Origin of the sequence: Brachybacterium sp. AOP3-A1-3, from assembly GCF_052378285.1 — a bacterium.
In the GTDB taxonomy this organism is placed as follows: Bacteria; Actinomycetota; Actinomycetes; order Actinomycetales; family Dermabacteraceae; genus Brachybacterium.
Map to the genome: position 1 here is coordinate 1 of NZ_JBQSXM010000023.1, position 13,385 is coordinate 13,385.

Consider the following 13,385-nt stretch of genomic DNA (forward strand, 5'->3'; position numbering starts at 1 on the left):
TCACCATCGGCCGCAACACCGTGATCGGTGCGGGGAGCGTCGTGCTGCGCGACATCCCGGACCACGTCGTCGCCGTGGGCAGCCCGGCGACGGTGATCAGGCAGCTTCCCGTCGAGGGCGGCACCGTCTGATCTCGGCGCGGGGCGGCAATGGTGCGCTGACCCTGGAATGATCACGCCATGACCTCGATACGTCTCCCAGTGGGCCTTCGCGCGTTCGTGTTCGACGTCGGGGAGACCCTTGTCGATGAGTCCCGCGCATGGAGCAGGCAGGCCGAGCTCACGGGCGTCACCCCGTTCACGCTGATGGCGATGCTCGGATCCCTGATCGAACGCGGAGAGGATCGTCGTCTCGTCTGGCGCGAGCTCGGTATCGAGGCGCCTACGGAACGTCCGACGATCACCCACGGCGATCTCTATCCTGACGCGCTCGCGTGCTTGCACGCGGTGCGGGAGGCGGGACACGTCGTCGGCATTGCCGGGAATCAGCCGTCCGGGGTGGATGAAGAGCTGCGCGACCTTGGCTTCACGGCGGACTTCATCGCCTCTTCCAGCGTCTGGGGCGTGGCGAAACCGTCGCCGGAGTTCTTCGCGCGGACGCTAGACGCCACGGGGGCCGCGCCCGCAGAGGTCCTGTATGTCGGGGACAGACTCGACAACGACGTCATGCCAGCGCGCCACGCCGGCATGCGTACGGCCTTGATCGTCCGCGGGCCCTGGGGGCACCTCCACTCCCGCCGTGCAGAGGCCGCATTCGCGGACCTGCGGATGGGCTCGCTGGCCGAGCTGATCGAGGGGCTTCGGTCGGCATAGTGGGAGGAGTTCAGCTCCCGCTGGTCGGGCGTAGGGCTTCGGCGAGGAACGCCAGGTAGGAAGGGTGAGCCAGATCGAGCGAGGGGACATCGTGGGCATCAACCCAACGCAGGTCGTCGTGCTCATCGGTCGCCAGATTGGCAGGTTCCCCACCCCAGTTGGTGACGATCCACAGCTGGAGAACCAGCCCGTCGTCGGCCGTCTCGTTCTCCACGAAGCGCAGTGCCGGCGCACCGGTGATCGTCGCGTCGACGCCGATCTCTTCTCGGAGCTCGCGGGCCAGAGCTTTCGCGGCGCTCTCGTCGGGTTCGATATGACCGCCGGGGAAGTCCCAGCAGTCCGGGTAGTACCGGCGGTTCGGGCTTCGGTGGGCGAGGAGGACTCCCTGCGGTCCGACGAGGGCACCGGCGACGACGTGATGGGGCATGAGGTCATTGCAGCACGCGTACTCTGCGCCGAGGGCTGTCCTTTGTGATCAGCGCGTCGATGGCGGCCTGTGCCCGTGGCATCCTCCGCCCCCGCACGTAGAGTGCTGATGATGCTCTCTTCTCCGGACCCCACCTCGACCTCGCCCCGTGTGCTCGCGGAGGCGACGCGACGCCGCACGTTCGCGGTGATCTCGCACCCGGACGCGGGCAAGTCGACTCTCACCGAGGCGCTGGCGCTGCACGCCCGCCTGGTGGATCAGGCCGGCGCGACCCATGGCAAGGCGAGCCGTGCCGCGAGCCTCTCCGACTGGGGCGAGGTCGAGCGCGAGCGAGGCATCTCGATCACCTCGACCGCTCTGCGCTTCGACTACCACGACGTCGTCGTCAACCTGCTGGACACCCCCGGGCACTCGGACTTCTCCGAGGACACCTTCCGGGTGCTGACCGCGGTGGACTTCGCCGTCATGCTCGTCGACGCGGCCAAGGGCATGGAGGCCCAGACCCGTAAGCTCTTCGACGCCTGCCGGCGGCTCGGGCTCCCCGTGGTGACCGTGATCAACAAGTGGGACCGGCCGGGGCTGGAGGCCCTCGAGCTCTTCGACGACATCCAGGAGGCCACGGGTCGCACGCCGGTCGCCGTGAACTGGCCGGTGGGATACGCCGGGGAGTTCCGCGGGCTGCTGGAGCCCGGGGCATCGACCTATCTGCGGCATGAGGTCATCGCCTCCGGGGCGCGCCTGGCCCGCGAGGAGATCGTCGACGGTGCCACCGACAGTGGGCTGGGCGAGGAGCTCTGGCATGAGGCGGTCGAGGGTGCCGGGGTCGCGGCCGAGCTGAACGGGACATTCGAGGCCCAGCCGTTCCTCGACGGCGAGCAGACCCCCGTGCTGTTCGCCGCCGCCGCGGGGAACATCGGCGTGCGGTATCTGCTGGACTTCCTCCTCCATCGCGCGCCGGCGCCCCGCCCCCGGCCCGACGAGGCGGGGGTGGCCAGGCCGCTGGACGCCGAGTTCTCCGGTTATGTGTTCAAGATCCAGGCGGGCATGAACCCTGCTCACCGCGACCAGGTCGCGTTCGTCCGGGTGAACTCCGGCGTGTTCAGCCGAGGCATGGAGCTGCGTCATGCGCAGTCAGGTCGCCCGGTGTCCTCGAAGTACGCCCATCACCTCGTCGGACGCAGCCGAGCCACCGTCGATGAATCCTGGCCCGGCGACGTCGTCGGCTTCGTCAACACCACCGGTCTGCACGTCGGGGACACCATCCACGAGGGCAGTCGCGTCGTCTTCCCGGGCATGCCCCGCTTCGACCCGGAGCGTTTCCGGGTTGCCCGGTCCCTGGACACCGCGCGTCACAAGCGCTTCACCAAGGGCCTCGCCCAGCTCGAGGAGGAGGGCGCCATCCAGCTGCTCCGGGACTCGAACGGAAGCCCCGGTGGGCCGGTGCTCGCAGCGGTCGGCGAACTGCAGTTCGAGGTGGTCTACGAGCGGATGCGTCGTGAGTTCGGGGTCGAGATCGCGCTCGATCCGCCGATGCCGTACAGCCTGTCGCGTCCCTTCGCGCGCTCCGAGGTCTCCACGATCGCGTCGATCGGCGGGGTCGAGGTGCTATTCCGACCCAGCGGCGAGCCCGTCGCGCTGTTCCCGGACCGTTGGCGGCTCTCGCGCGTGCAGGAGAAGCACCCGGACGTCTTCCCGGAGCGGGTCTCGCGCGGCTGATGTGTGCGGAGCGCCCTCGGGGGTGCTCGAACGATCGGGCGGTGCTTCTCGCCGTGGCCAGGGCCCTCAGACGATGATCGTCCGGCCGGTGTCGACGCCGTCGACCGCGCGGACGAACGCCCTGGCCACCTCCTCGTCGGAGACAGGCCGGTGGCCGGGGAACGTCGCGTGGAAGTGCGGGGAGTTCTCGAGCACGTCGGGGGAGACGACGTTGAGGCGGATGCCGCGCGGTGCCTCGGTCGCCGCGGTGGTCACGAACGACTCGATCGCCCCGTTGGCGGCCGCGGCGGCCGCGGCGGTGGCGATCGGTTCGCGGGACAGGACCCCGGACGTGAGCGTGACCGAACCGCCGGCGTTCAGATGGTCGAAGGCATGGCGGACCACATCGAGCTGTCCGAGAGTCTTCACGGCGAACGCGTCCGCATAGTCCTCGCGCGTGAGCTCGGTGACCGGCTTGAAGGGCACCCCGCCGGCGGTGACGACCACGGCGTCCAACGGACCGACCGCGTCGAACAGCGCGGTGACCGACGCTGAATCGGCCAGATCGACCGACGGCTCGCTCGACCGGGAGGCGCGGACGACCTCGTGCCCCTGCTTCTCGAGCGCGGACGCGGCGACGCGGCCGATGTTCCCGGTCGCTCCGATGACGAGCACCTTCATGACGGTTACCTTCCGACGGACTGGATGCATGGCGCCGCCCCTGCGAGGCCAGCTGACGAGGGCGAAGGTATCACTGCGAGATCGGTGTGCTGCGACGGAGGGCACCGTTCTCAGGCGAGCGTCTGGGTCAGGCGCGACCTCCCTGCGGTGTGCTCGACGCGGCACAGGGCCCCGTTCACCAGCGGCATGTACGGCGCGACGTGGCCGCACTCGACGTCGGCGAGGAGCGGCACGCCCAGGGAGCCCAGGGCGTCGATGACCGCCTCGTGCTGGGTGAGGGTCTCGAGGGACGGCGCAGGAGTTCGTCCGACGAGGATGGCCGAGGCGCCGTCGAAGAACCCGCTGAGTCGCATGCCGTGGAGGTTCCGGCAGATCTCGGCCGCGTCGTCCCCGGCGGCCTCCACATAGAGGATCAGGCCGTCACCGGCCGCGGCCAACGGTGCGGGGTCGAGATAGCGGGTGCCGGCGAGGTTCGAGAGGGTCTCGATGCATCCTCCGAGGAGGCGGCCCGTCACGTCGACGTCGCCGCCCAGGGAGTCCAGCCGGCACCAGCTGCCGGGGGTGTCGAGCACGTACTCGTCGACCTCCGGGTGCTCGACGTAGTCCACGAAGCCGAGTCGGTAGGCGCCAGGGGAGGACTGCGTGAATGCGGATCCGACGGGCAGCTGCACGAGGTCGAGCCATCCGAGCAGACCCTCGGGGATCGCGTACGGGGTGTCCAGGAGGTTCTGACCGTGGATCGTGGCCCATCCCGTGAGCAGGGTCAGCGGGGTGATGAGCGTGGAGATGTCGGAGAACCCCACCACCCACGTCGGCTCCGCCGAGGCGATCGCCTGCCAGTCCAGGAGGGGGACGACGTCGATCGCCAGCTCGCCTCCCCAGGGCGGGACGATCGCGCGGACCGACGGGTCCACCAGCATCCGCTGGAGCTCCGCAGCCCGCTCCGCGGCCGGCGCGCTCACGAGTCCCGAGCCGTCCATGCAGGAGCCGAGCTCGACCTCGAAGCCGGCATCCCGCACGACCTGCACGGCGACGTCCAGGCGGGGCTGCAGGTCAGCGGGCACCCCGGAGGACGGGCTCGTCACGCCGACGACGTCGCCGGGCACCAGCGGGGCGGGGAAGGTTGGACTCATCCGGCTGATCCTAGCCAGCGGCCGAAGCTGCGCCCAGTGCAAGGTAGTCGGCTGGAACGAGCAATTCCGCCCGACGACCAGGGTCGGCTACGAGGTCCATCGCTGGGAGAAGTGGTCCGCTTGCACGGAGAGCACGTCGGTCTTCGGCTCCGCCGTCAGCCACGTCGTGCGCGGGTCAAGGAGCGTCCCGGGGATCTCGAGCTGAGGGGTCGCCCCCAGCTCCTGGGCGAGCTCGGCCGGCGACTGGCCAGGTGGGGGCCGCACCGAGAACGTCACCCAGCAGCCTCCACTCCCGCAGTCACGGCTCTCACCGACGATCGTGGCGCCGTCGGGAAGCGGGATGTCGGACGCGGAAGGCACATCGCCCTCCGTAGCTCCCATGAACTGCACCGCCACGCGACCTCCGTAGAGCAGGGCGAGGATCGCGACGACGACGATGGCGATCGTCCACACCCTTCGCCGAGCGGTCGCAGTCATCGCGTCCGACCCTTGGCCACGACTGCTCCGGGGATGCCTTCCGTTGATGTCCCGTCGTCCGCCCCGGGCGGCAGGTCATAGAAGAGGTCAGCAGGGTGCCGGGGTGAGAAGTTCTGCTCGAAGTCGCGCTCGTTCGGGATCCAGACGTCGTGCCACAGAGCCTCATGGTTCCGGCCGAGCGCCCGATCCCGGGCGAGGCCGCGTCGAGCCGCGACATCGAGCTCGACATCGCACCAGATCCGGATGTCGAGGTGCGCGAGCGCTTCCGGATGGAAGAGCCCGATGAGGTCGACGACGAGGAGATCGGTGCGCGGGATCGGTTCGGGGTCGGCCACGGCGCGGGTGGACCAGTCGAAGCGACGGAAGGTGCTCGGTCGTTCGTGACGCAGCGGCTCCAGAACCTCTGCGACGAGGCGTGCCCGATCGACGCCATCCCAGTCCGTCGAGCGCTGGTGCGAGCGGGATGGATCGAGGAAGTCATCGCCGCGCAGTCGCACCGCACCGGAGAGCGAGCCCACCAGGTCACGGGCCAAGGTCGACTTCCCGGATCCGCAGTATCCCGAGATCCCGACGACGAGCGGGTGCCGAGCCGCGCGACGGCGCGAGGCGATGTGCTCGAGGAGGTCGTCGCGATCCATGCGCCGAGTGTAGGCGCGGCACCCGGCTCGAGCTCTCGCCGGTCAGCGCTCGCGCGCCGCCCCCAGCCAGGACGGGTCGCGGCCGGTCAGGCCGAGGAGGCGGTCCATCGCCGGTGCAGTCTCCGGCACCGGCTCGCGCGGGGCGAAGAGCCCCTCGCCCTCCGGCATCGGCGGCAGCGAGGACAGGAAGTCGATGAGGGCGAGCACATCGTCCTCGGGGGCGTCGAACGGCTGACCGGTGGCGCGGGCGAGCTCCCAGCCGTGGACCACGAGCTCGTCGAGCACGAACATCCCTGCTGCGGAGGCCAGCAGGGGCACTCCGCCCTCGACCGTCTCCCCCTGCCACGCGGAGGGCGGCGCCCAGGCACGGGCCAGGTCGGCCAGCTGGACGGGGATGCGCTCGCGCCAGTCGGGGCGCAGCAGATCCGCGTCCCCGTCGCGCAGCTCGGATTCGGGCACGGGCTGCTTCCGGGCCGCTGCCTGCAACCCGGTGGACAGGCCGTCGATGTGCTCGAGGAGATCGCCGACGAGGTATTCCGTCGACGGGGTCGGATGCGTCAGGGAGTCCGTTGGAACGCCTTCGACGATGGAGGCGATCGCGTCGGCGGCGGGGCGGAGGTCTCGCGGTTCAGCCATGGTGACATCGTGGCAGATGTCGTCACGGTGCGCGCCGAGATGTCCTGCTCACGGGCAGAGCTCCCGGGGAAAGTCAACGTTGTGCATCTGCCGCCCGATCCCCATAGTTGGTGGGGGTCAGAACGGCGGGGTGCATGGGGGAGCAGATGAGCATGGCAGGTCAAAACGAGGATCAGGCGATCCAGGCAGAGATCGAGCAGCGCGCGCTGGAGGGGATGTACGCGCATCTCGACGCCGATCTGCAGGCACGGGAGACGGCGCGGGACCGCGTGCTGGCAGAACCGGCGGAGGGCCCCGCGGGCACCCACGCGCGGGACCTCGAGTTCCATCGGCTGCAGGACAGGATCGGTCAGCTGCGTGCCGCGGAGCAGGGCCTGTGCTTCGGTCGCATCGACCGTGCGGAGGGCGGCGGGAGCCTGCACATCGGACGGATCGGGATGCGGACGGATTCCGGGGACATCCTCCTGGTGGATTGGCGCGCGGAGGCTGCGCGGCCCTTCTACGCGGCGACGATGGCCCACCCGATGGGCGTGCGGAAGCGCCGCCACCTGCGGGTGCAGCAGCGTCGGGTCGTGGACCTCAGTGATGAGATCCTCGACGGCAGCCCGCCGCTCCCGGAGGACGTCGTGGGCGACGGCCCGCTCGTCGCCGCGCTCGGCGGGGCGCGCACCGGGCGCATGCGCGAAGCGGCCTCGACCCTCCAGACGGAGCAGGACCAGATCGTCCGCTCACCGCACCGCGGGGTCATGGTGGTCGACGGCGGCCCCGGGACGGGCAAGACCATCGTGGCCCTCCACCGCGCCGCCTACGTGCTCTACGCGTGGCCGTCGGTCGCCGGCCACGGGGTGCTCGTGCACGGGCCGAACCAGCGGTTCCTGACCTATATCTCCGACGTGCTGCCCTCGCTCGGCGAGAACGACGTGCAGCTGTCGACCCTGTCGGACCTCGTGCAGGTGGACGCGCAGCGCACCGAACCCGATCACCTCGCGCGCCTCAAGGGCCGCGCCGAGCTCGCGGACGCCTTGGCGACGTGGGTGCGCGACCGGGAGCCGCACGGCGTGCCGCTCGGGCTGCGCACCGCGCACGACGCCCTCGTCCTGGACGCCGGCCTGGTCGATGCGGCACGGCGCTTCGCGCTGCAGGGCGGGATCGGCCACAACCCCGCCCGCGAGCTGTTCCTCGAGACCATCGTCGAGGACCTGGTCACCGAGCTGGAAGCGCGGTCGACGCAGGAGGACGCCGACTTCGAGCACGAGGCCGAGGCGCTGCTCGGGATCAGCTTCGATCGCCTGGCCGCGAAGGATCTCGGGGATTCCGGAGCGGGTCCCGCGAGCAGCACGGCGTCTGCCATCGACATCGACTGGGACGCGATCCGCGACGAGCTGCTCGAGGATCCCGGCATCGACCGCGCCGTGGAGCAGATCTGGCCGCGGCTGGAGGCCGAGCACGTGGTGCGCGGCGTGCTCAGGGACCCCTCCGCTCTCGCGACGGTGCTGCCGGATGCCACGGCCGAGGAGCTCGAGATGATCGCGGACGGCGCCCCGGAGGAGTGGTCCACTGCCGATCTCGCCCTGCTCGACGAAGCGCGAGCCCTCGTGGACGGACCGCCCGGCGAGACGTTCGGCCACGTGGTCGTCGACGAGGCCCAGCAGCTCTCCCCGATGCACTGGAGAGTGCTGATGCGCCGCTGCCCGGCGCGCTCGATGACAGTGGTGGGCGACCTCGCCCAGGCGGGCCCGACCACGACGGTGCGGACCTGGGCCGACGCTCTGGAGCCGTTCGTCCAGGACCGGTTCCTCCACCACACCCTGACGATCAACTACCGCACCACGGCCGAGATCCTGGAGACGACCCGGCCGCTGCTGGCGAGGATCGCCCCGGACCAGCAGCTGTCCCGCTCCATCCGCCACGGCGAACCGCCACGGACCGTCACCACGGAGCACGGCGACGTCGTGGCCACGCTGCGCACGCTCATCGGCGAGCTCGGTGCGTCGCACCAGGGTGAGCTGATCGGGGTCGTCGCGACCGCCGCCGAGGCGCCGGCGCTCGAGGCGGCGCTGAGCTCCACGGGGGTCACGGTGCTCGGCGCCCCGGAGGCCCGCGGCCTGGAGTTCGACACCGTGCTCATCGTCGACCCGGCCGCTATGGAGAACGCCGGGGACGCGGGCCTGCGCGACCTGTACGTCGCGCAGACCCGCGCCACCCAGCGTCTGGTCACGATCGTGCCGTGACCCCCACCGTCACAGTGCGTAGGCGTACTGCTCGATGAACCGCGGGGTCGTGCCGAGCTCACGGGCCGCGTGGTTGGCCCAGGAGGGATCGCGGAGCATCTCGCGCCCCACGAACACGGCGTCGGCCTCGCCGTCGCGGATCAGCTGGTCGGCGCGCGCGGCGTTCTTCACCCGGCCGACGGCCGCGACCTGCACGTCCGTGTCGCGGCTCAGGCGCGCGGCGTAGCGGGTCTGGTAGTCCTCATCGTGCGGGATCGGGACGACGTCGGAGCCGCCCGAGGAGGCGTCGACGAGGTCCACGCCGTGCTCGCCGGCCCATGTGGCCAGCTGGGCGGACTGCTCGTAGGTCCAGCTCTCGCGGGCGTCCTCGGGGTTCTCCTCCACCCAGTCGGTGGTGGAGATGCGCAGGAAGACGGGCTGGTCCTGCGGCCAGACCTCGCGGACGGCGTCGATGACCTCGAGCACGAGCCGCGCCCGGCCGGCGAGGTCGCCGCCGTACTCGTCGGTGCGCTCATTGGCGAGCGGGGACAGGAACGAGTGCAGCAGATAGCCGTGCGCCGCGTGGATCTCGGCGACCTGGAAGCCGGCCTCGAGGGCGCGGCGCGCCGCGTCGGCGAACGAGGTCACTACGGCGGCGATGTCCTCCCGGCTCATCTCCTGGGGGACGGGGCCGCCGGGGAACGCGACGGGGCTGGCCCCGTGCGGCGTCCACCCGAGGGCGTCGGCACCGAGCCAGGCGCCGCCCTCCCAGGGACGCCCGGTGGAGGCCTTGCGCCCGGCGTGCGCGAGCTGGATCCCGGCGACGGCGCCCTGGGCGCGGATCGCGGAGGCGACCCGGGCGAAGTCGGGGATCTGCGTGTCGTCCCACAGGCCCAGGTCGAACGGGGAGATCCGTCCCTCGGGAGCCACGCCCGTGGCCTCCAGCACCACCAGGCCCGCCCCGCCGGCAGCCCGCGCGGAGTAGTGGGCGAGGTGGAAGTCCGTCGGACGGCCCGCGGCAGTGGCCGACGGGTCCGCGCTGTAGGTGCACATGGGGGACATCCAGGCCCGGTTGGGGATCTCGAGGCCGCGGAGCTGGATGGGGGTGAACAGGGTCGTCACGGGAGACGCCTCCAGGGGATTGCCGGTTAGTACGACGGGAAGCGTACTACGGGAGCCCTAGTACTATGAGAACTCGTTCCGACCGACCAGGAGGCGGCAGTGCGTACCCTCGATCACCCTGACGTCCAGGAGATCGCCCTCGACCAGGTGCTCTCCGCGCTCGCGGACCCGATCCGGCGCACGATCGTCGCCCAGCTCGCCGACGGGCACGACGATCAGGCCTGCATCGCCTTCGAGCTGCCGGTCACCAAGTCGACCTCCACCCATCACTTCCGCGTGCTGCGCGAGGCCGGCGTTATCTCGCAGCGCTACCGGGGGACCGCCATCCTCAACTGCCTGCGCGAGGACGACCTCGCCCAGCGGTTCCCGGGCCTGCTCGACGCCGTGCTCGCCGCGGAGGCGCCGACGGCCAGCTGATCTTCCGGGCGTGTGGCTAACGGATCGGGGTCTCGCCTCGGCTCCGGCTCACCGGGAAGGCCGGAGGAGGTACGTCCGGGAGCGCCTCACTGTATGCACTGAGCGTCTCACTGTAGAGAGTGACGTCCTCACTGTAGAAAGTGACGTCCTCACTGTGCAGAGTGAGGCCGTGGCTCGAGCGGAAGGTCTGTCAGCGCCGGGTCGTCACGAGCCGCTGCGGAATCGTCGCGCAGATCGAACCCGTCGTCCCGACGATCTCGCTCTCCGTGTCGCGCTCTGATGGAGCACGGCCCGGACGGAGCGAGCGGTCGGCCCGGGATCAGCTGATCGAGCGTCGACGCATCGCGACGATGCACGCGGCGCCGAGCAGTGCCAGCGGAGCGATGACCAGGGAGAGTGTCGGGCCCGCGGCCTCCACCGTCATCCCGGCGGCGGCGCTGCCGAGGGAGACCGCCACCAGGTTTGTCGCGATCATCGAGGTGTAGGCCACGGTCAGTCGCGAGCGAGGCACCGTGATGTCCAGGAGGGCCGACATCGCGACTCCGGCGGGCGTGCTCATCGCTCCCAGCAGGAACATCGTGCAGAGTGCCAGTGCCGGCCAACTGACCAGTGACGCGAGAAGCGCTGCGGCGCAGGCTGCGAGGACCAGGGACAGCAGCAGGTGCTGGCGAAGGGCTCCGGGCCAGTTGCGGCTGCCGTAGAGCATGCCCGAGCTCAGATCGCCGACTGCCAACGCGGTGAAGGCGACACCGACGAGAGCAGGGTTGGCCGCCTCGAGCGCCGCAGGCACGCCTACGGCGATCACGCCGGTGGAGATTCCGAAGCCCGCCATCCCCAGCAGGACCGTGACGTAGCCGCGGGACAGCAGCGCCGGGTCTGTGCGACCTGAGCGTGCTGGCGGGGGGCGCATCGGCTGTCCCGGGGACGATGCCAGCAGCTGAGCCGCGGGGCGCGTTGGGCGTGGCAGCCCGGCCACGCACACGGTTGACGCCGCGACGAGACCGGCAATGACGAGGAAGGCGTAACCGCTGTACCGCAGCGGGGAGAAGGCGGCCGCTGCGAGCGGCCCGCAGGCCATGCCCGCCTGGAACGTCACGGCGATGGCCGAGTACATCCGCAGATGAAGGCGTTCGGGGTAGAGAGCCGGCACGGCAGCGCGGACGACACCGGTGACCGCGGGGAGTGAGAGTCCGGCCAGGAGGAACAGCCCGAGGTAGACCCCCTGGTGGGTCGAATGCCAGAACACCGCAGAGCTGAGCGCGAGGCAGAAGATCGCGGAGGCCGGGTAGAGGACGCGAGTCGCGGAATGCCGATCGATCAGTCGACCTTGGGCGACGAGGCCGAGTGCATTGCCCAGGGAGAATGCCCCGACGACCAGGGCGGCCGGGGCGTAGCTACCGAGGCGAGCAGCGACCATCTGCAGCGCGGCCAGGTTCACCGCCCCGATGGCAGTCGCGCAGATGAGCACGGCCAGGAGGCCGAGTGCGCCGCGACGGGACGAGTTGACGGGCGTCGATGTCGACGTGGAGGGCTGTATTGGCATGACGGAATCCTGGAGATTCCCACCCACCCGAGAGACGTACTCTCTATGCCGCGAGACTACCAAGACGCGGTGATCGGCGATCGAGATCCTGGCGCCTCGAACCCGGGACGAGGGCTCGAGATCGCGGTGACGGTGAGGACGTCAGGACGCTCTGGTCAGAAGCTGGTGATGATCTGGGCCAGTACCTCTGGCTGCGAGATGTACGGCGAATGGCTCGTGGCAACCGTCTGATTGGACGTGCACCGATCCGCCATGAGGCGCTGCAGAGCCGGATCCACGGCCTGGTCCTCCGAGCAGACGATGTAGTGGCTCGGAGTGCTTTTCCATGTCGCGCGCTGAACGATCCCCCGACCGTGGCCGCCGGCCTGGGGCACGAGCAGTGCGGCGGCTCGTTCAGCGTCGCGAGGAGAGCAGTCGGCATAGAACAGCTCGATCGCTTCCTCAGGATCGATGCAGGAACCGCCCGACGGATGCGGGCGAACCCACGGGTTGATGAGGGCGTCCGGGCCGCCCAGCTCTGCGCAGGACTCGCCCACATCGGGGACGAACGCCGCGACGAAGACCTGCGCACACCCGCCATGAACATCCGCGATGACGGCGCCGCCGTAGCTGTGGCCCAGGAGGACGGGTGTGCTCTCGCAGCCGTCGACCACCTCCTGGACCGCGGCGACGTCTTCGGCGAGGGAGCCGCGATGCAGGCGCGGGATGTGGACGATCGCTCCCTCGCGCCGCAGCACGCCGGCGAGCTCCTCCATGTGGGCGGGCTGATGGAAGAGGCCATGCACCAGGACGACGTCGGGCGGGTTCATGAGTTGCAGTAGACCATGGTCCCTTGGCGGTCGCTCCGGCCGATGACCGATCGAGGTCAGTGCACGACGTCGTAGACGAGCTTCACCACGCCGTTGGAGTAGGTGGCGCTGTCGCGCAGCTTCAGATCCCGTCGCTCGTGCTCCGAGGTGGGCAGGGCCCGCTTCCCCGTGCCCAGCAGCACCGGGAACAGCAGCAGGTGGTAGCGGTCTATGAGATCCGCCTCGGCGAGACGGCGGGCGAGCTCGGCGCTGCCGTGGATGAAGATCGCGCCGCCGTCACCGTGCTCGTCCCGCTTCACCTCCGCGACGTCCTCCGTGCTGCGCAGGATCCGGGTCTCGCCCCAGCCGTCGACCAGATCCGCCTCGTCGAGCGAGCTGGAGACGACGAGCTTCGGGATGTCCTGGTAGGCGGCGTGATCCGGGGAGCCGTTCCACTCCGGCGCGAAGTCCTCGTAGCTGCGCCGGCCGAACATGAGTGCGGACGTCTCGGCGATCTCCTCGCCCTTCAGGGAGAAGGCCTCAGGGTCCATCGGTGTGCTGAGGGCCCAGCCGCCCTGCGGATGCCCCTCGACCACGCCGCCGGGGGAGTCGACGATGCCGTCGAGCGTCATGAAGCCGGTCCAGACCAGTTCGCGAGCCATAATGTTCCCTTGGGGGTCGTGATGGCCGGAGGGCGTCCTCGCCCGGGCGTTCGATGCGCCGAGGCCATCACGTGCACAGTAGTCGCCGTCGGTCGCCGACGCACGCGTCGACGAGCTCGAGGGAAGGGCCGGTTCGCCGGGCAG

14 protein-coding genes are annotated in these 13,385 nt (G+C 70.4%); 4 read left to right on the plus strand and 10 right to left on the minus strand.

Annotation, left to right across the window (positions count from 1 at the left end):
- Positions 1-179 precede the first annotated feature (179 nt).
- Positions 180-812: an HAD family hydrolase gene (locus ACT3T5_RS17545; RefSeq protein WP_444595059.1), complete on the plus strand. Its 633-nt coding sequence runs from the start codon at positions 180-182 to the stop codon at positions 810-812.
- 10 nt (positions 813-822) lie between these two features.
- Here the strand turns inward: ACT3T5_RS17545 and ACT3T5_RS17550 are convergent, their stop codons facing one another.
- Positions 823-1,239, minus strand: coding sequence for an NUDIX domain-containing protein (locus ACT3T5_RS17550; protein WP_444595060.1), 417 nt, complete (start codon positions 1,237-1,239; stop codon positions 823-825).
- Positions 1,240-1,350: 111 nt separating this feature from the next.
- Here ACT3T5_RS17550 and ACT3T5_RS17555 point away from each other — a divergent pair, with 111 nt between their 5' ends.
- Positions 1,351-2,955 carry a peptide chain release factor 3 gene (locus tag ACT3T5_RS17555; protein WP_444595061.1) on the plus strand — a complete coding sequence of 535 codons (1,605 nt, stop codon included), beginning with the start codon at positions 1,351-1,353 and terminating at the stop codon, positions 2,953-2,955.
- A gap of 66 nt (positions 2,956-3,021) precedes the next feature.
- Here the strand turns inward: ACT3T5_RS17555 and ACT3T5_RS17560 are convergent, their stop codons facing one another.
- The 5 genes from ACT3T5_RS17560 to ACT3T5_RS17580 all read right to left on the minus strand — a co-directional run bounded on the left by ACT3T5_RS17560 (position 3,022) and on the right by ACT3T5_RS17580 (position 6,499).
- Positions 3,022-3,615, minus strand: a complete 594-nt coding sequence (locus ACT3T5_RS17560; RefSeq protein WP_443335641.1) for a short chain dehydrogenase — start codon at positions 3,613-3,615, stop codon at positions 3,022-3,024.
- Positions 3,616-3,725: 110 nt separating this feature from the next.
- Positions 3,726-4,748, minus strand: a complete 1,023-nt coding sequence (locus ACT3T5_RS17565; RefSeq protein WP_444595062.1) for a S66 family peptidase — start codon at positions 4,746-4,748, stop codon at positions 3,726-3,728.
- An 87-nt stretch (positions 4,749-4,835) separates the two neighbouring features.
- A complete protein-coding gene (locus ACT3T5_RS17570) occupies positions 4,836-5,225 on the minus strand; it encodes a hypothetical protein (RefSeq protein ID WP_444595063.1) in 390 nt (129 codons plus the stop codon).
- Entirely contained in the window at positions 5,222-5,863 is a 642-nt protein-coding gene (locus ACT3T5_RS17575) for a uridine kinase family protein (protein ID WP_444595064.1), read from the minus strand. The genes ACT3T5_RS17570 and ACT3T5_RS17575 overlap by 4 nt, the downstream gene beginning before the upstream one ends.
- A gap of 42 nt (positions 5,864-5,905) precedes the next feature.
- Positions 5,906-6,499 carry a TIGR03086 family metal-binding protein gene (locus ACT3T5_RS17580; protein WP_444595065.1) on the minus strand — a complete coding sequence of 198 codons (594 nt, stop codon included), beginning with the start codon at positions 6,497-6,499 and terminating at the stop codon, positions 5,906-5,908.
- 146 nt (positions 6,500-6,645) lie between these two features.
- On the opposite strand from ACT3T5_RS17580, the gene ACT3T5_RS17585 reads away from it, so the two are divergent.
- Positions 6,646-8,730, plus strand: coding sequence for a HelD family protein (locus ACT3T5_RS17585; protein WP_444595066.1), 2,085 nt, complete (start codon positions 6,646-6,648; stop codon positions 8,728-8,730).
- Between the two features lie 9 nt (positions 8,731-8,739).
- Here the strand turns inward: ACT3T5_RS17585 and ACT3T5_RS17590 are convergent, their stop codons facing one another.
- Positions 8,740-9,831: an NADH:flavin oxidoreductase/NADH oxidase gene (locus tag ACT3T5_RS17590; RefSeq protein ID WP_444595067.1), complete on the minus strand. Its 1,092-nt coding sequence runs from the start codon at positions 9,829-9,831 to the stop codon at positions 8,740-8,742.
- Positions 9,832-9,930: 99 nt separating this feature from the next.
- On the opposite strand from ACT3T5_RS17590, the gene ACT3T5_RS17595 reads away from it, so the two are divergent.
- Positions 9,931-10,248 carry an ArsR/SmtB family transcription factor gene (locus ACT3T5_RS17595; protein WP_343925126.1) on the plus strand — a complete coding sequence of 106 codons (318 nt, stop codon included), beginning with the start codon at positions 9,931-9,933 and terminating at the stop codon, positions 10,246-10,248.
- Positions 10,249-10,567: 319 nt separating this feature from the next.
- On the opposite strand, the gene ACT3T5_RS17600 is transcribed toward ACT3T5_RS17595, so the two are convergent.
- The 3 genes from ACT3T5_RS17600 to ACT3T5_RS17610 all read right to left on the minus strand — a co-directional run bounded on the left by ACT3T5_RS17600 (position 10,568) and on the right by ACT3T5_RS17610 (position 13,241).
- Positions 10,568-11,791: an MFS transporter gene (locus ACT3T5_RS17600; protein ID WP_444595068.1), complete on the minus strand. Its 1,224-nt coding sequence runs from the start codon at positions 11,789-11,791 to the stop codon at positions 10,568-10,570.
- A 155-nt stretch (positions 11,792-11,946) separates the two neighbouring features.
- Positions 11,947-12,600, minus strand: coding sequence for an alpha/beta hydrolase (locus tag ACT3T5_RS17605; protein ID WP_444595069.1), 654 nt, complete (start codon positions 12,598-12,600; stop codon positions 11,947-11,949).
- Between the two features lie 56 nt (positions 12,601-12,656).
- On the minus strand, positions 12,657-13,241 hold the full coding sequence (locus tag ACT3T5_RS17610) for a dihydrofolate reductase family protein (protein WP_444595070.1): 585 nt from the start codon (positions 13,239-13,241) through the stop codon (positions 12,657-12,659).
- Positions 13,242-13,385: the final 144 nt, after the last annotated feature.

Excerpts from the sequence above, each read along its gene's own strand:
- ACT3T5_RS17610 (WP_444595070.1), bottom strand. The coding sequence starts at position 13,241 with ATGGCTCGCGAACTGGTCTGGACCGGCTTCATGACGCTCGACGGCATC.
- ACT3T5_RS17600 (WP_444595068.1), bottom strand. The coding sequence starts at position 11,791 with ATGCCAATACAGCCCTCCACGTCGACATCGACGCCCGTCAACTCGTCC.
- ACT3T5_RS17570 (WP_444595063.1), bottom strand. The coding sequence starts at position 5,225 with ATGACTGCGACCGCTCGGCGAAGGGTGTGGACGATCGCCATCGTCGTC.
- ACT3T5_RS17560 (WP_443335641.1), bottom strand. The coding sequence starts at position 3,615 with ATGAAGGTGCTCGTCATCGGAGCGACCGGGAACATCGGCCGCGTCGCC.
- ACT3T5_RS17545 (WP_444595059.1), top strand. The coding sequence starts at position 180 with ATGACCTCGATACGTCTCCCAGTGGGCCTTCGCGCGTTCGTGTTCGAC.
- ACT3T5_RS17565 (WP_444595062.1), bottom strand. The coding sequence starts at position 4,748 with ATGAGTCCAACCTTCCCCGCCCCGCTGGTGCCCGGCGACGTCGTCGGC.
- ACT3T5_RS17550 (WP_444595060.1), bottom strand. The coding sequence starts at position 1,239 with ATGCCCCATCACGTCGTCGCCGGTGCCCTCGTCGGACCGCAGGGAGTC.
- ACT3T5_RS17605 (WP_444595069.1), bottom strand. The coding sequence starts at position 12,600 with ATGAACCCGCCCGACGTCGTCCTGGTGCATGGCCTCTTCCATCAGCCC.
- ACT3T5_RS17555 (WP_444595061.1), top strand. The coding sequence starts at position 1,351 with ATGCTCTCTTCTCCGGACCCCACCTCGACCTCGCCCCGTGTGCTCGCG.
- ACT3T5_RS17580 (WP_444595065.1), bottom strand. The coding sequence starts at position 6,499 with ATGGCTGAACCGCGAGACCTCCGCCCCGCCGCCGACGCGATCGCCTCC.
- ACT3T5_RS17585 (WP_444595066.1), top strand. The coding sequence starts at position 6,646 with ATGAGCATGGCAGGTCAAAACGAGGATCAGGCGATCCAGGCAGAGATC.
- ACT3T5_RS17575 (WP_444595064.1), bottom strand. The coding sequence starts at position 5,863 with ATGGATCGCGACGACCTCCTCGAGCACATCGCCTCGCGCCGTCGCGCG.